At 64.7% G+C, this 15,616-nt stretch carries 20 protein-coding genes; 14 read left to right on the top strand and 6 right to left on the bottom strand.

The annotated features are described in order from the left end of the window. The 6 genes from FQ705_RS15580 to FQ705_RS15605 all read right to left on the bottom strand — a co-directional run bounded on the left by FQ705_RS15580 (position 1) and on the right by FQ705_RS15605 (position 5,067). Complete coding sequence (locus tag FQ705_RS15580; protein WP_144142586.1) at positions 1-1,524, bottom strand: fumarate hydratase; 1,524 nt, start codon at positions 1,522-1,524, stop codon at positions 1-3. A 57-nt stretch (positions 1,525-1,581) separates the two neighbouring features. Continuing rightward, the gene (locus FQ705_RS15585; RefSeq protein ID WP_144142587.1) at positions 1,582-2,190 is read right to left on the bottom strand and encodes a TIGR00645 family protein; all 609 of its coding nucleotides are present in this window, start codon (positions 2,188-2,190) and stop codon (positions 1,582-1,584) included. Positions 2,191-2,420: 230 nt separating this feature from the next. Further along, positions 2,421-3,314 (bottom strand): DMT family transporter, encoded by an 894-nt coding sequence (locus FQ705_RS15590; protein WP_144142589.1) that lies wholly within the window; start codon positions 3,312-3,314, stop codon positions 2,421-2,423. Positions 3,315-3,406: 92 nt separating this feature from the next. Then, on the bottom strand, positions 3,407-4,024 hold the full coding sequence (locus FQ705_RS15595; RefSeq protein ID WP_144142591.1) for a hypothetical protein: 618 nt from the start codon (positions 4,022-4,024) through the stop codon (positions 3,407-3,409). A gap of 106 nt (positions 4,025-4,130) precedes the next feature. Beyond that, positions 4,131-4,526, bottom strand: coding sequence for a hypothetical protein (locus tag FQ705_RS15600; RefSeq protein ID WP_144142593.1), 396 nt, complete (start codon positions 4,524-4,526; stop codon positions 4,131-4,133). A 157-nt stretch (positions 4,527-4,683) separates the two neighbouring features. After that, positions 4,684-5,067: a ribbon-helix-helix domain-containing protein gene (locus tag FQ705_RS15605; protein ID WP_260854531.1), complete on the bottom strand. Its 384-nt coding sequence runs from the start codon at positions 5,065-5,067 to the stop codon at positions 4,684-4,686. 429 nt (positions 5,068-5,496) lie between these two features. On the opposite strand from FQ705_RS15605, the gene sctC reads away from it, so the two are divergent. The 14 genes from sctC to FQ705_RS15675 all read left to right on the top strand — a co-directional run bounded on the left by sctC (position 5,497) and on the right by FQ705_RS15675 (position 15,615). Next, the gene (gene sctC / locus FQ705_RS15610) at positions 5,497-7,524 is read left to right on the top strand and encodes a type III secretion system outer membrane ring subunit SctC (protein WP_260854532.1); all 2,028 of its coding nucleotides are present in this window, start codon (positions 5,497-5,499) and stop codon (positions 7,522-7,524) included. Next, positions 7,514-8,611: an FHA domain-containing protein gene (locus FQ705_RS15615; RefSeq protein WP_144142596.1), complete on the top strand. Its 1,098-nt coding sequence runs from the start codon at positions 7,514-7,516 to the stop codon at positions 8,609-8,611. The genes sctC and FQ705_RS15615 overlap by 11 nt, the downstream gene beginning before the upstream one ends. After that, entirely contained in the window at positions 8,589-8,849 is a 261-nt protein-coding gene (locus tag FQ705_RS15620; protein ID WP_144142598.1) for a hypothetical protein, read from the top strand. Before FQ705_RS15615 ends, FQ705_RS15620 begins: the two co-directional genes overlap by 23 nt. 13 nt (positions 8,850-8,862) lie before the next feature. After that, complete coding sequence (locus FQ705_RS15625) at positions 8,863-9,177, top strand: hypothetical protein (protein WP_144142599.1); 315 nt, start codon at positions 8,863-8,865, stop codon at positions 9,175-9,177. A gap of 70 nt (positions 9,178-9,247) precedes the next feature. Next, positions 9,248-9,682, top strand: coding sequence for a tetratricopeptide repeat protein (locus tag FQ705_RS15630; RefSeq protein WP_260854533.1), 435 nt, complete (start codon positions 9,248-9,250; stop codon positions 9,680-9,682). Position 9,683: 1 nt separating this feature from the next. Further along, positions 9,684-9,995, top strand: coding sequence for an acyl carrier protein (locus tag FQ705_RS15635; RefSeq protein ID WP_144142601.1), 312 nt, complete (start codon positions 9,684-9,686; stop codon positions 9,993-9,995). Continuing rightward, positions 9,995-10,891, top strand: a complete 897-nt coding sequence (gene sctJ, locus FQ705_RS15640) for a type III secretion system inner membrane ring lipoprotein SctJ (RefSeq protein ID WP_144142603.1) — start codon at positions 9,995-9,997, stop codon at positions 10,889-10,891. The genes FQ705_RS15635 and sctJ overlap by 1 nt, the downstream gene beginning before the upstream one ends. After that, on the top strand, positions 10,888-11,466 hold the full coding sequence (locus FQ705_RS15645; RefSeq protein WP_144142605.1) for a hypothetical protein: 579 nt from the start codon (positions 10,888-10,890) through the stop codon (positions 11,464-11,466). Before sctJ ends, FQ705_RS15645 begins: the two co-directional genes overlap by 4 nt. Beyond that, positions 11,460-12,260 (top strand): FliH/SctL family protein, encoded by an 801-nt coding sequence (locus tag FQ705_RS15650; protein ID WP_144142607.1) that lies wholly within the window; start codon positions 11,460-11,462, stop codon positions 12,258-12,260. The genes FQ705_RS15645 and FQ705_RS15650 overlap by 7 nt, the downstream gene beginning before the upstream one ends. Further along, on the top strand, positions 12,257-13,228 hold the full coding sequence (locus FQ705_RS15655) for a FliM/FliN family flagellar motor switch protein (RefSeq protein WP_144142608.1): 972 nt from the start codon (positions 12,257-12,259) through the stop codon (positions 13,226-13,228). Before FQ705_RS15650 ends, FQ705_RS15655 begins: the two co-directional genes overlap by 4 nt. Beyond that, on the top strand, positions 13,225-13,869 hold the full coding sequence (locus FQ705_RS15660) for an EscR/YscR/HrcR family type III secretion system export apparatus protein (protein ID WP_144142610.1): 645 nt from the start codon (positions 13,225-13,227) through the stop codon (positions 13,867-13,869). The genes FQ705_RS15655 and FQ705_RS15660 overlap by 4 nt, the downstream gene beginning before the upstream one ends. Then, positions 13,866-14,141: a type III secretion system export apparatus subunit SctS gene (gene sctS, locus FQ705_RS15665; protein WP_144142612.1), complete on the top strand. Its 276-nt coding sequence runs from the start codon at positions 13,866-13,868 to the stop codon at positions 14,139-14,141. Before FQ705_RS15660 ends, sctS begins: the two co-directional genes overlap by 4 nt. Next, the gene (locus FQ705_RS15670) at positions 14,138-14,878 is read left to right on the top strand and encodes an EscT/YscT/HrcT family type III secretion system export apparatus protein (protein ID WP_144142614.1); all 741 of its coding nucleotides are present in this window, start codon (positions 14,138-14,140) and stop codon (positions 14,876-14,878) included. The genes sctS and FQ705_RS15670 overlap by 4 nt, the downstream gene beginning before the upstream one ends. Continuing rightward, positions 14,875-15,615 (top strand): EscU/YscU/HrcU family type III secretion system export apparatus switch protein, encoded by a 741-nt coding sequence (locus FQ705_RS15675; RefSeq protein WP_144142616.1) that lies wholly within the window; start codon positions 14,875-14,877, stop codon positions 15,613-15,615. The genes FQ705_RS15670 and FQ705_RS15675 overlap by 4 nt, the downstream gene beginning before the upstream one ends. Position 15,616: the final 1 nt, after the last annotated feature.

Here is a 15,616-nt window from a genome sequence, read left to right on the forward strand (position 1 = left end):
TTACGCCGTGGCGACCGGGATTTTGCCGATCTTCGCCTGCCATTCCTTCGGGCCGGTTTGATGGACCGAGATGCCGTTCGAGTCGACCGCAACCGTGACCGGCATGTCTTGCACGTCGAACTCGTAGATCGCTTCCATGCCGAGATCTTCGAAGGCGAGAACCTTCGCGCTGCGAATCGCTTTCGAGACGAGGTAGGCTGCGCCGCCCACGGCCATCAGATAGGCGGCCTTGTGCTTCTTGATCGCCTCGATCGCCACCGGACCACGCTCGGCTTTACCGATCATGGAAATGAGACCGGTTTGCGACAGCATCGTCTCGGTGAATTTGTCCATACGCGTGGCCGTGGTCGGACCTGCGGGACCGACGGCTTCATCGCGTACCGGATCGACCGGGCCGACGTAATAGATCACGCGATTGGTGAAGTCCACCGGCAGCTTCTCGCCCTTCGCCAGCATGTCGGCGATGCGCTTGTGAGCTGCGTCGCGGCCCGTCAACATCTTGCCCGACAGCAGCAGCGTTTGACCCGGCGCCCAGGCGGCGACCTGTTCCGGCGTCAGCGTGTTCAGATCGACGCGCTGGCTCTTCTCGGTGTCCGGTTCCCACTGCACCTTCGGCCATGCATCGAGCGAGGGCGCTTCGAGTTTGGCGACGCCCGAGCCGTCCAGCGTGAAATGCGCGTGACGCGTGGCCGCGCAGTTCGGAATGATCGCGATTGGCTTCGATGCGGCGTGCGTGGGGGCGGCCATGATCTTCACGTCGAGCACGGTGGCGAGGCCGCCGAGACCTTGCGCGCCGATGCCGAGCGCGTTGACCTTCTCGTGCAGTTCCACGCGCAGCTCTTCGATCCAGTCCTGCGGGCCGCGTGCGATCACGTCCTGAATGTCGATCGGGTCCATCAGCGATTCTTTGGCCATGAGCATCGCTTTTTCAGCGGTGCCGCCAATGCCGATGCCGAGCATGCCCGGCGGACACCAGCCCGCGCCCATCGTCGGCACGGTCTTCAGAATCCAGTCGACGATCGAGTCCGACGGATTCAACATCGCGAACTTCGACTTGTTTTCCGAGCCGCCGCCCTTGGCCGCGACCTGCACGTCGACCTTGTCGCCCGGCACGATCTCGTAGTGGATCACGGCCGGCGTGTTGTCCTTTGTGTTCTTGCGGGCACCTTCCGGCGGGCTCACGATCGACGCACGCAGCACGTTGTCCGGGTTCAGATAACCGCGGCGCACGCCTTCGTTGATCATATCGGTGACGCTCATCGTCGCACCGTCCCAACGCACGTCCATCCCGACCTTCACGAATACCGTGACGATGCCGGTGTCCTGGCAGATCGGACGCTTGCCTTCGGCGCACATGCGACTGTTGGTGAGAATCTGCGCGATGGCGTCTTTCGCCGCCGGGCTCTCTTCGAGCTCGTAAGCACGGCCGAGCGCCTGGATGTAGTCGAGCGGGTGGTAATAGCTGATGTGCTGAAGCGAATCAGCAATACTCTGAATCAGATCTTCCTGTTTGATGACGGTCATGGCTAAGCTCAGTGGGGACAATGGCGCTTATAGTCGGACGCGCACGGGTAGTGCGTGTCAGTCGTGCGCCTTCAGGGGAGTGGAATCGTTGGAACCCAGCACGTGCGAGCCGGCGGGTTCCTGAAAATGATGGGGATGCGTATGCGTGGTGAGGCGGTCGACCAGCGCCATCACCACGGCCGACAGCAGGAACGCGATGTGGATGATCACTTGCCACATGATCGTATGCGTCGTGTTCTGGTCGGGGCTGATGAAGGTCTTCAGCAAATGGATCGACGAGATGCTGATCAGCGCCATCGACAGTTTGACTTTGAGCACGCCCGCGTTCACATGATCGAGCCACTCCGGTTCATCCGGATGACCTTCGACGCCGAGACGCGATACGAAGGTTTCATACCCCCCGATGATCACCATGATCAGCAGGTTCGAGATCATGACCACGTCGATCAGGCCGAGCACGACCAGCATGATGTTGGTTTCGTCGAGCGTCATGGCGGCCGTGACCAGATGCCAGACCTCCTTGACGAACAGCACGACGTAGACGCCCTGGGCGATGATCAGGCCCAGATAGAGCGGCACCTGCAACCAGCGGCTCATGAAGATGATGGCGGGCAGCGGACGCATCGGGCGGCGCGGACGGTTGGAGTCGGGGCGCGGAGCGGACATAGGCAAGAGTCAGATGAAACGCAGGTGACGGGAGACGGACCGGATCGGACCCAATGCGTCGATCCGGCGTACGAACCACGCGCGCGAACCGGGCACATGGACCCGTTGCCGATGGCGCGTTGCACGACCTGTCAAGGCCGCGAAAGCTCGCGTCAGGCGCGCTATTGTACAGCGTCGGCCGGTTTTGCTGCGCCGCGGCGGGCACACAACAGGCCCGGCGGCGCGCCTGCTCACGAGGCCACCGGCGGCACTCGCCTGACCTTCAGGCTGGCCAGCCCGATCCCCGTGACCACGCAGGCCAGCGCGACGCCGTGCGCAAGGGTGGGCCGTTCGCCGAGAAACACGATGCCGTAGAGCGCCGCGGCCACCGGCAAGACGGCGCTGAATACGCCCGCGAGGCTGCCGGGCACGTGACGGATGCCCTTCATCCATAGCCAGAAAGAGAAGATGCTCGCCGACAGGCCGTACCACAGCACCAGCGTCCACACGCTGAACGGCACCGCGCGATAGTCGAAATCGAGCAGCGCGCCCGCGCCGAGCGGCAGCATCAGCACGAGGCCAAACAGATGCGTATAGGCGCAGATATCGATCGGCGCGAGCGTCTGCGTGAGACGGCGCGACAGAATGATGTAGAGCGATTCGCAGCACACCGCGCCGAGGATCATCAGGTTGCCGGTCAGCGAAGTTTCGCCGGCCGCACTCCGGTCCGCATGCGCGAGATTGATGACGAGCACGCCGACGATCGCCAGCGCAATCGACGCGAGCGCCCGGCCGTTTGGCCGCTCCTTGAGAATCAGCCACGACAGCAGCGCGACCACGGCGGGAATCGTGCTGGTGATGACGCCGGCCGCCACCGCGCTGGTGCGCTGCACGCCGTTGAGCATCAGCAGCGTAAAGCCGAAGGTGCCGAACAGCGCCTGCAGGAACAGATTGAACCACTCGTCGCGCTTCACGCGGCGCAGTTTGGCGAGCCGCAGCAACGGCCACAGCACCGCCATCGCGATCACGAAGCGCAGCAGCGCGAACAACGGAACGGGCACGAACTCGACGATCGATTTACCGATTCCGACATTGCTGCCGACCAGCAGCATCGAGGTGATGAGAAGCAGGGAATAGCGATTCAAAACGGACAATCCGGAAAAGTGCACGGCGCCGCGCAGTTTACCGGACGGGCCGCCGAATCGCACGGGCCGTCGCGCCCGACGACGGCGACTGTTTAGCGCAGAAGCCGTCCGCTATAGAGATCGTACGGCGGGAGCGAGGGCCATTCGGCGCGCGCAAAATGCGCGACGATGCACTCGCGATTCGCGCCCGCCGGCAATTCGACGGCGACGACGCGCAGCGCCTTCAGCACTAAAGGCACGCCCGGTGGCACGGCGACCAGATCCGCGCACTGGCCGGTCGACAGATTCTTCTGCGGGACCGTTTCGTCGAAGATCGAGAACACCTGTTGGGTGTCCTCGTCGCGATGCGCCCCAACGGCATTCGCGCGTGTCGCCCATTCGGCCGCGTGTCCCGGCAGCACGAACGCGCATAGCGCGCCGAGGTCGATGAACGGCTGGCCCTGCGCGCGCTGCAAGGTGCTCAGACCGTCGCGGCTGATGGTCCAGACGCGGTACGAGGTGCCGGCGTAATCGTCCATGAGCTGAAGCTCGTCGAGAAAACGCTGCACGATCGCATCTGGCGGCAAGGCCTGACGCAAAGCGTGGTTGATGTGTCGATGGCCGCTGTCGACGAAATCGTGGATGGCCGTGTGCAGCCCGGCATTCGAGCGTCGCACGAGGGTGGCGAGCCGCTCGCGATCGGCGGGACCTGTCCCGCTAGGAGTAGTCATTGCGTTCTGGAGGGAAGGGCAGGAAGGGCTGAGCCGGCGCCTCGCGGCGCCGCTGCGAACCCGGCCGGCCGCTTGATGGCGGCGGCCGGTCGATATCAGGCCTGCGTCAGGCCGCGCCCGTCCCCTGGCCGCCTTGACCGGCCGCGCCAGCGCCGCCCATCATCGAGCCGAACATGCCGAGCAGTGGCGGCGCCACGAGCATCACGGCGGACATCAAGCCCTGCACGACGTTCATGATCTGGCTCATCACGCCCGACATGCCGGCGCCGCCATTGCCGCCACCCATCATGCCGCCACCGAAACCCGCGCCGCCGAGCGCTTGAGCCGCCGGGAGCGGCGGTCGCATGGCGCCGGCGTTCATGCCAGCGTCGACGGGGTCCGGCGGAAACACCGGCGCCGTGCGGAACCTGGCGTTGATTTCCACGCCATTTTGAGCGGCCATCGGCGTTTCGCCGGGATTGAACGGCATGCTGTTGCCGAAGTTATTGATCGCATTCGTCATGGTCAAATCCTTGAAAAAAAATACAACGGTCTGGTTGTGTTGTTCGCGCAAGTCATTGCGCGCGTCGATCGATTGCTGGCCCGCGTTCGCTTGGAAAGGGAATGAATGAGCTTTTCTCCGATAGACCTCCTTGCACTAATTGATGCTGGTTGCATAGTTAATCCGCAGCGATCGTGTTCATATCGATCGGATAAGCTTGTTCGAGTATTTGAGTCACGCAAATGATTCGGATAAAGCCGGTAAAGTTGCAGATGGTTTCCTGTGTCATATCAATTTCAATTGCCCATTTTGAAATCAGCTTTCCCACTGTCAGGGATTCCTGACGCGCGATTTCTTCGATGATGCGCCAATAGATTTCCTCGAGTCGCAAACATGTCGCAAATCCGTTAATTCTGATCGAACGCAATTTGGGTTTTGCAAGCCGAGGCGCGAAGTTGCAATACCGTTTCATCCCCATGAGAAAGCGCGCGTAGGAATCTGACGCGGCAATGCCGAAATTAGGAAGGCCTTGCTGGACCATGCATGGGCGAAGGTCGGACAAGGCGATTCGTCACGAAGCAAATCAGGCGGGTCGTCTTTTTTCATAGTCGGATCGATGGATTAGCGAGTTCGCCAATCCTCTCTCTCTGTCAATTAGGCGGGTCATACAGGAGTATGACTTGCTGAAATTTTTTATCTTCTCCTTATTTTCAGGATGGGCCGGGATCGTCTTGGGTGAATGGTCCGATTGGTTAATTCAATGAATTGCATTTCGCTGAATTAATGTGACGTCGGGCCGCGTCTTGCCCTATCTGCTTATGTCGTATCTGTGTATTACCCGTCATAAGCGTGGCGCCATTAAATTCTCTACAACGCTGTCAATAAACGTAGCCAGGGATTTTTAATGCTTATGATGTGGCGCAAGGATTCGATTATCACAAAGGAAAGTGGCGGCTCGCATTCCTTCATGCCGTGCGCGATGAGCGCCGCCATGCGTCACATCGTGGTTCCGTTCGGGGTGCTCTGGGGACTGTTGCCGATCCCGGCGGCCGATGCCGCGACTCCTGTGTGGCATGGGGCGCCCGTGCACTACGCGGTAAACGGCGCACCGCTGCCCGACGTGTTGCGCGACGTGCTCGCCGTCGAAGGATTGAGTGCCGATATCGGCCGCGACGTGAAGGGCGTGGTGAATGGCCGCTTCGACGACACGCCGGGCAACGTCTTCACCCAGCTGACGGAGGCGTACGGGCTGGTCTGGTATTTCGACGGCAAGGCGATGCATGTGTCGGGCGCGGCGGATGTGCGCAGCCGCGTGATCCCATTCGCGCCGATGACCCGCGAAGCGGTCGCCTCGCTGCTGCGCAATCTCGATCTCGACGACGAACGTCTGCCGATCAAATACTCGGCGACCACGGTCAAGGTCGCCGGCCCATCGAAATTCGTCGACGCCGTCACGGAGGCGATCGACAAGGCGCAACGCCAGACCACCGTCGAGCCGTGGTTCGACCAGACGGTGATCCGCGTTTTCCCGTTGCGCTATGCCCAGGCGCAGGACATCCGCTACACGGTCGGCGCGCGTGAGCAGGTCATGCCCGGGGTCGCGTCGCTGCTGCGCCGCTTGATGGCGGATACCTGGCAGCCCACCGCGCCGCGCACACGCGGTGACGATGCGCGTGCGGAAGACCGTGCCGACGGACGCAACGACATGCACGTCAACACGCGCACCGAAGCCCGCACCGAAGCCCGCACCGCGCGCGGCGGGCCGCCGCCGCTGCCGAGCCTGCTGGGACTCGGCCTCGCCGGCGCGCCGTCCGCGGCCGACGACGCCGCGCCGCTGCCCGCGTCCGACACCAGGCCGCCTGCCATGACGCCCGCGCGCCGCAACATCGTGGCGGACCCACGCACCAACGCCGTGATCATCAGCGACCTCGTCTCGATGATGCCGAATTACGAACGCGCCATTGCGATGCTCGACCAGCCGCAGGAACTGGTCGAGATCGATGCGGTGGTGATCGACGTGTCGTCGACGGCGGCGCGTTCGCTCGGTATCAATTGGGGCGGCGCGAACGGGCGAATCAACGGTGCGGCCGGGACCGCGAGCGCGCCGCTCTCGTTTGGCGCGGCCGCGCTGTTGACGCCGGCCAGCGCGGCGGCCGGCCTGAATCTCGCGACGCTGGTCGGCAACTCGGCGCAGTACCTGTTCGCCCAGTTGCATGCGCTCGAGGACGCCGGCCAGGCCAAGGTGCTATCGCGTCCGCGGGTTCTCACCATGAACAACACGGAGGCGGCGCTCACCTCGCGCAGTTCGGTGTACGTGCGGGTCGCGGGCAATCAGGCCGTCGATCTCTACAACATCGACACGGGCCTGACGCTGAAGGTGACGCCGAGCGTCGAGTCGAGTGGCGAGCCGCGCCGCAATATCCGCCTCAACGTCCAGATCGACGACGGCTCGTTCAACACGTCGGCGTCGGTGGATGGCATTCCGCAGGTCGACAACCATTCGGTCGTGACGCAGGCGATCGTGCGCGACGGCGAAAGTCTGCTGATCGGCGGCTATCAATACGAGCGTAGCGAGCGGACCACGTCGAAAGTGCCGGTGCTCGGCGACGTTCCGTATGTCGGTGCGCTGTTCCGCTCGACCGCGGCCACTCACGAGCGGCTCGAACGCTTGATCCTGCTTACGCCGAGCCTCAAGCGTGCGTCGGGCGAGGGCGGTTCCGATGCGACGCTGGCCGGGGCTGGGGCTGGGGCTGGGGCGGGCGTTGGCGCAAGCACGACGAGCGCGGATGCATCGAACGCGCTGACCGCATTGCTGAGCTTGGCGGCGTCGCCCGGCGGCAACGCGTCCATAGCCACGCCATCGTTCGCAGCGCCCGGCGGCAACGCGTCCACAGCCACACCATCGTTCGCAGCGCCACCGCCGTCGTCACCGCCTCCGCTGCCTCCCGCGTCGCCGGTCCCGGCGCACGGTCTGCCGCTCGTCAACAAACTGCCGTGGGAGAAGCGCGATGACCGCTGACGCACAGATCGTCGTGATGGACGGCGTGCACGCCGGCGCGAGCGTGGCGTTAGCCGCCGGCAAGCCGCTGCGGATCGGCAGCGGTGGTGAGGCGGACCTGGTCGTGATCGACGCAGACGTCGAAGCGCTGCATGCCACCGTCGACTTGCAAGGCGACGCGCTCACGCTGGTCGCGCATCACGACGGCGTCGCCGTGTTCGGCCAGCGCGTGCCGACCAATCGCCGTGTGCGCCTCAGGCGCGGTGCGTGGTTCTCGGTGGGCTCGGTCACGTTCCGCTTCGGCGGGCGCGACGCGCCAGGACCTGCCATGGCACGCAACGCAGAACGTGCCTATCTGTTGCGTCATCAGCCGCTCAAGTATCTCGCCCGGCGCTGGTCCGACGCATCGCCGATGACGAAAGCCGCGCTGCCCGGCGTGCCGTTCGGCTTCGCGATGCTGATGTGGTTCGCCACGACACCTGCGCCATCCGGGCCGCCCGCGACACGCGTCGACGAGGCGTTCCGGCTGGTCACGACGCATCTCGACGCGAAGACCGGCGCGCTGGTCTACGAGGGCTACGTGCAGTCATCGACCGATCTCGCCGCACTGACAGCGAACGCGTGGGCGCGTCAGCGCGCGCCGGTGATGCACGTGATCGTGCTCGCGCAACTGCAGGAACAGCTCGGCGAATTGCTCGCGCGCTATTACCGCGGCGCCGAAGTGCGGGCCGCGCAAGCCGGTGCATTCGCGGTGACGCTGCCGGAAGTCCACGGCTTTCTTTCGCCCGAAGCGTGGGACTACGCCCGCGTGGCGCGGGTGGCTCACGCCGAGATTCATGGCCTGCGCGGGCTGGCGTTTCCGGGGCACACGCAGCAAGGCGCGCGAGTGCGCGTGCCGCTCGATGCGCTCGGCCTGAATCTGCTGACGAGCCGGCACGCCATGTGGCTGACCGACGCACAGGGCGTGCGCTATTTCGTCGGCGCGCGTCTGCCGATGGGGCGGATCACCCGGATCTCGGCGTGCAGCGCGGAAGTGTCGCGTGACGACGACGGTTCGATTTATGAGTTCGTGCTGGATGCCGCCCGTGCCCCCGCAAGCTGCCGGTGAAGGCGCGCTCGACGCGAGCCACGAAGCGTCGCTCGAAGCGCGCCTCGCCGAAGGCGGCGCGGCCGGCCGCGCCGCGATCGTCGCGCGACTGGGCGGCGAGATCGAGCACCTGAACAGGTCGTGGGCGAACGCATCGCCTGATCGGCGAAGAGAACTGATTCTGCTTGTCGAGTGTTTGCGCGCAGCTCGGCGAGTAGTGGAACGAAGCGCCAGCTTCGTCAACGCGCGCGGCAAATAGTAAGGAATAGAAAATGATGACTCCGAATGTGGCGAACGGAAATGGCGGCGACCTGTCGCTCGACTGGATCTTCCAGAAGGCGAAACAGGCGCTCGCCGACAAGGGGCAGGAAGTCAAAGACTCGACCCCTGCGACCCAGCCAAACGGTCAGGCCGCAGGCGTTCAGGGCGGGGCGGCCAATCAGGGCGGCACCGGCGATCAGGGCGGTACCGCCGCGCTGACGCTGCAGAAGCAGGTCAGCGAATACACCACGATGCTGACCGGCTTCTCCTCGATGATGCAAAGCGCCGGCGACACCTTCAAGGATGTCGCCCGTAACACCAAATAGCGATTTTTCAACCAGGACGGAGACGCCCGCGCGGCGTCTTCGGAAGCCCGTGCAGATAAAGGACGACACCTTGGAGCTGCTGCTCTCGATCGGTCATTTCGCTCGCGTTCATCGACGTTTCGATGAAGCGCGCTATCTATTCGAGCGGATGGCGCTGCTCTATCCGCAGCGCGCCTTTTCCTACCTCGGATTGGGGCTCGTCGAGATCGATCGCCTGAACTATCGCGGCGCGTCGCGATGGTTCGGCAGGGCGCTGGAGGCCGAGCCCGACAGCGCGCTGGCGCTCGTGTGGCTGGGTGCGTCCCAGGTGCTCGAAGGACATTACGCGCGTGGCGTACGCACATTGACGACGGCGGCCACCAGCGACGTGCCGGGCGCCAGTTCGATGGCGGCGGCATTCCTCCAGCTGCCGGAATGCGCACCGTATGCCGGCCGTGTGCACGCCGCTCGCGTCGCGGCTTCCCTTTCAACGATTGAACGACTGACCATTCGAGGCGGCTATTGATATGTTGCAACTTCCCATCACGAACCTGCCGGCGCTTGCCGGTCCTTCCACCCCCGCGGCTCCTGTGGACGCCGGCAACGGTCAGGCGGAGTCGCCGGTCGGGCGCCTGATCGACTCTGCGCAGCGCGCGCTGGACAGGTCGACGCAACCCATCGTCAGCCATCTCGAGCAGCTCGATTCCCGCCGCATTTCCACCGTCGACATGTTGCGCCTGCAGGCTGATATGACCCACTTCGCCGTGCGGGTGGAGCTGACGTCGCACCTCGCCGAACAGTTCGGCAGCGCGCTGCAGACACTCACGCAGCGAAGCTGATGCGCCGCGCTCTCATCGTGCTACCGGCTCTGCTGATCCTCGCCGGCTGCAAAACCTCTTTGTTCGAAGGCCTCGACGAGGATCAGGCGAATCGCATTGTCGCCGCCCTGAGCCACCATGGCATCACGGGCTACAAGGAGCGCAACGCGGAGCGCAGCTGGAACATCTCCGTCGACGATGCCGATGCGGTGATCGCCACCGAGCTGGCGAGCGCCTACGCGCTGCCGCGCGGCGGCCATGCCAATCTCGGCGATCTGTTCAGCCGTCAAGGCTTGATCTCGAGCCCCGAGGAAGACCGCGTCCGCTTTGTCTACGGACTCTCGCAGGAGTTGTCGGAGACGCTCGAAAAGATGGATGGCGTGTTGTTGGCTCGCGTGCATATCGTGCTGCCGCAGAAGGACCCGATGGACCCCGGACAGGACACACAACCGTCGGCGTCCGTGATGATGCGCTATCGCAGCGATTACAACTTCGATCTGATGCGCGACCGGATTCGCGCCCTGGTGGCGGGCAGTGTCGAAGGCCTTACGCCGGCGCGCGTCTCGCTGACGCTATTACCCGTTACGCCGGTTTTGACGTTCCCCGGTAACTGCCCGGGCGGCGCCGACGTCGCGAGCGCCGCGGGCGGCGTCGCGGCGGCCGACTGCGTGCACGACGAGAGCAGGGCACCGTCGCGCACCACGGCGATGCTCGGTGCGCTCGCACTGGCCGTGCTGTCGGTGGCCGGCTTCATGTGGCTGTGGCGTTCGGGCCGCCGCACGTGGTTCAGGTGGCCGCCGCGCGGCGGCGCGCCCGCGTCCCGAGCTGCAGATCGTCCCACGCGAAAGGAGGCCGGGCAGGACTCGCCCGGCTCCGGCCAATCCCAATCCGCACTGCGCGCCGGAGACGACGCATGACACAGCACGCGCATTTCTACGCACCCGCTGGCTGGGCGCATCACAGCTGGCTCGAGTGCGGACATCCGGTCCGCGACGAGCGCGCCGCACGTGTCGCCCACGCTTTTCTGTTCCGCCGTTATCCGGAACTGGTTCAGGTCGCGTGCGCCGACCTGCCGTCTGCTTTGCCGACCTGGCCGCGGCCCGCGTGCGCGCGCTTGTGCCGTCTCGCCGCCGCACTGGCGTTCGGCGGCTCGCTACGCCGCGTGGTGGCTGCGCAGGCTCGCTTGGCGTTCGCGGCTGCCGTCGCGCCGCATCTGCTCGACACGATTCAACGACATCCGCGCTCTGCGTCGGCCGACTTGCGGGTCGAGCCGGCACCTTCTCTGTTCAGTCGGCGCGACATGACGGCGCTCGGGCTCGCGCTGGCCAAACACGCCGCTTCGGATGCGTCGCTGGCTTTCTGGTGGAGCCTGCGCTTGCCTCGCGAAATGGGAGACGCGGCTCAACGCTATCGGATGCATGACGTGTCGACGGTGGAGGCGGCTGAGTTGCTTTGCGACGCACGGCGTTTGATGGAGGGCGAGGCATGCTGATCTGTCGGATGGGCAACTGGCGCATCGAATCGGATGGTCATCTGAGCGGGCACGAACTGATGTCGCTGGAGGGACTGCAAGCGGCCGAAGCACAACGCGCGGCGCAAGCAGCCGACCAGCGCGCCCGCCTCGAAGAGCAGGGGCGCGCACTCAAACGGCGGGCGTGGCGTCACGGCCACGCCGCCGGCAAGCTCGCGGCGCTGCGCGAGTGCGCGGCCCGCGAGGCCGCGACACTGTTCGCCGCGCATCGGCTCGAGCAGCAGCTCGCGCAGATCGTGCTGGATGCGGTGACCGACATTGTCGGCGAGATGCCGCCGTCGGTGCCGCTGACCAATCAATTGCGCCGCGCCATCGCCGTCGCGCAGTCGCAGCGGCTGATATCGGTGCGCGTTGCGCCGTCCGCATTCGACGACGCGACCCACGTGATCGCCGCGTTCGAGCGCGAGCTCGGTGTGCCGTTGTGCGCGGTTCTGGTCGATGCGCAATTGCCGCCGCATTCCTGCGTGATCGAGACAGAGGCCGGTGTGATCGACGGCGGTCTGCAAGTGCAGTTGCGAGCGCTGGAGCACGGTATCCGCGACGGCGTGGCCGCAGTGCTGAGCGACTACGACTTCGCGGATGGTGCCGGGCACAGCGCGCTCGACCCGGTCAGGCACGAGTTGCGACAGACGTTGGCTCTGCTGGCGACACCCGTTGCATCGGATACGCCTCGCAAGCCGCCGTCGCCGTCGACATCGCCTGGCGCCGCTTCGGCGCAGGTCGTTCAGCGGCCGTTTTCGCGGGAGGCGGCATGACGCTCTGGCCGGACCTGGAAACCTTCGCCCTGGCGGATGCCGAACGCCACAACCTGGCGTTGCGGCATGTCGGCCGCCGGAAAACGGTGCGTGTCGGCACGCGTTGCTTCACGCTCGAATTCGAGCCGTGCCGGGCGCGCTATCCGTTGCACCTGTCAGGCGTGGCCGCGCAGTTGCCGTTCAGCGCGGTGTGCGATGCCGGTGCACTACTGCCGGCACTGGCGCCGTCCGTGATCGACCCGCTCGGGGATCGCGCACCGGGTCATGTCGCCGGTGTATTGAGCGACTGGTTATGCGCGCTCGAAGGGCTGTTCGGCTTCACGATCGATGTCAGCGGCGTGGCGCTGGACGCCGCCCCCGAGCCGGGCGCTTACGGCATCGCCGTCACCCATACGGCAAGCCACCGGACCGCTCATTTTTCGTTTTGCAGCCCGGCGGTCGATTCGTGGCTGCGGCGGCATGTGCCGCCAGAGCGGGTCAGCGAGACGCTGCTGCAGCGACTGTATGTGCGCATGCCGATCTGCGTGTCCGGTCCGTCGCTCGCGCTACCCCGCTTGCGCAAGCTTGCCGCGGGCGACGCGCTGCTGTTCGACCGTGATGCGTGTTACCTGCGCGTGCCTTTGCGGCTAGGCGCGTGCCGGATCCTGTTGAAATTCTCCGAGGAGCAGACCTTGATAGACCATGTCCTGAACGATGAAACTCCGCCCGTCGAAGTGACCAGCGAACTGCTGCCGATCGACGCCCTCACGTTTGCGTTCGAAGCGGTGCTCGGCACGCTGTCGTTGTCCGTCGCCGAACTGGCGCATTTGCGCCAGGGATCGATCGTCGCGTTCCGTTTGCCGGCGCGGGAGCGGACCGTGACGCTGCTGTGCCAGGGCATTCCCTTCGCGCGCGGTGAGCTGATCGATATCGAAGGCTCGCTGGGTGTGCGCGTGACCCGGCTGACTCGGGAGGACCCACCGGCATGACGGATCAATTCGACCCGCTAGGGGTCATTAGCGTGTTTTTCATGCTCGGGCTGCTGCCGCTCGCGGTCACCATGACGACTTCGTTCACGAAGTTCAGCATCGTGCTGACGCTGCTGCGTTCGGCGCTCGGCGTCCAGCAGGCGCCGAGCAATCTTGCGATCTCGGGCATCGCGCTGGCGGCGACGCTGGTGGTGATGTCGCCCACGCTTGCCAGGATCGAAGCGGCGCTGCCGGCCGGGGACGACGGGGAAATCACGATGCCGCGTGCCGCCGAGTTATGGCAGGCGGTCAGCGTGCCGCTTGGCGATTTCATGATGACGCATTCGCGACCCGACGAGCGCAAGTTTCTGGTGGGCGCCGCGAAGCGCATCGACCCGGCGCGCGAGGCACACGAAACCGATTTTTCGTTACTGGTACCGGCGTTTTTGATTAGTGAAATATCGAGTGGCTTCGAAGCGGGCTTTCTGCTCTATATCGCGTTTCTCGTCGTGGATCTGGTCGTTGCCAACGTGCTCACCGCGATGGGCATGGTGATGCTGTCGCCCAGCACCGTGTCGATTCCGCTGAAGCTGTTTATTTTCGTATCGGTGTCCGGCATGTCGAAGCTCATGCACGGGCTGATTATTGGCTATGCGAGATGAACAGCGCTCCGTCTCTCGTCACTTTGTCCAGCGACGCGCTCATGCTCGTGTTCTGGCTGTCGCTGCCCGCGCTCGCGGTCGCCACCGTCGTCGGTCTGGCGATTGGGCTCCTGCAATCGGTCACGCAGATTCAGGATCAGAGCCTGCCGTATGGCGCGAAGATCATCTGCGTGGGCGTGGTGCTGATCGTGACCGCGCCGTGGGCGAGCCGCGAGCTGGCGCGCTTTCTCGCTCATGTGTTCAACTTCATTGCGGCGGGGCGGCTAGCTTGAATCCGAACTACATCGACTACCTCGAGGGTTTTGCGTTCTGCACGATCCGGCCCGCCGTGGCGCTTTCGCTGATTCCGTTCGGGCGCAGCGGCTCGCTCGGCGTTCTGTTGCGTGTGCCGATGCTGCTCGCGCTGGCCACGCTGCCGCAGCAGGTCGGCTGGCCGTCGCGGCTTGCACTGGGCATGTGCGTCGAAGCGATCACGGGCGCCATACTCGGTTTGCTACTCGGCACGATCTTTCATGCGGCGTCGGCGGCCGGGGCCGTGCTCGATCAGCAGGGCGGTTACGCGAGCGCGGCAATTTACGATCCGCACTTCCAGCAGGAGGCGGCGTTGTTCGAGACGCTGTTTTCCCAATTCGCCGCGCTGACCATGTTCACCGGGCCCGGACTGCCGCTTCTGTTCGGCTTCTTTACCGATGCCTGGGTGCTATGGCCGCCAGGCCGCTGGCGCGTCGATCTGCACGATGTATTTCAGCGCCTCGCGCTCGGCGATACGGCCGTCTCGCTGAGCGGCTCGCTCACGGAAGGCGTGCGGCTCGCGTGCCCGCTGCTCGGTCTCGCGATATTGATCGATGTGGCGTTCGGACTCATGTCGCGCCACGCAAAGCGGCTCAACCCGTTCGCCACTTCGCGTACCGTCAAGGCCTTGATCCTGTCGTTCGCGGTGATGCTTTGCGTGCCGGCACTCTTCGAGCAATTGCGTGTCGTGTTGGACCGTGTGCTTCGTCTGCCATGAGCAATAAGACCGAAGCCCCCACCCCTAAACGGCTACGCCGCGCGCGCCGCGACGGCGAGATTGCCAGAAGCGTGCATCTTACGGTCGCGTTCAGCGGTCTGTGCTGGTGGCTCTATCTGTTCATCGAAGCGCCGCATCTGTATGCGCTGTGCGCGCGGTTGATCGAGGCGGTGACGAGCCTGGACGCACGCCTTGCGTTCGACGATCGGCTGGTGCGGACCCTCGGCATGCTGAGATCGGTCGCGCCATCGATACTGAGCGCGCTCGGCGTCGGCGTACTGGCCGTGCTGATGCCCGAACTGCTGCAAACGCGCGGACTCATCGCGGGCAAGCGCATCACGCCCGACTTGAAGCATGTCAATCCGCTCAACGGCCTCAAGCAGATGTTCAGCCTGCGCCTCGTGTGGGACACGGCGCTCACGCTGCTGCAGTTCGCGATCCTGTTGTTTCTGTTCTGGCAGGCACTCGTCACGGCATTGCGGCAGATCGCGCCGATCCACGCGTGGCCGCTACCGGCGCAGCTTGGCTATATGGCGGCTTCGCACTCGCATCTGCTGGCATGGATGGCCGCATCGCAGATCGCGCCGGGCGTGCTCGACTATTTCATTCAGCGCGTCTTGTGGCTGCGCAATCTGCGCATGGACAAGAACGAAATCAAACGCGAATTCCGCGACGACGAAGGCGACCCCTATGTCAAAAGCCGTCGCCGCGCGCTTCACCGGGAGCTTGGTCAATAAC

It is taken from the genome of Paraburkholderia sp. BCC1884, assembly GCF_900996225.1.
Lineage (GTDB): Bacteria > Pseudomonadota > Gammaproteobacteria > Burkholderiales > Burkholderiaceae > Paraburkholderia.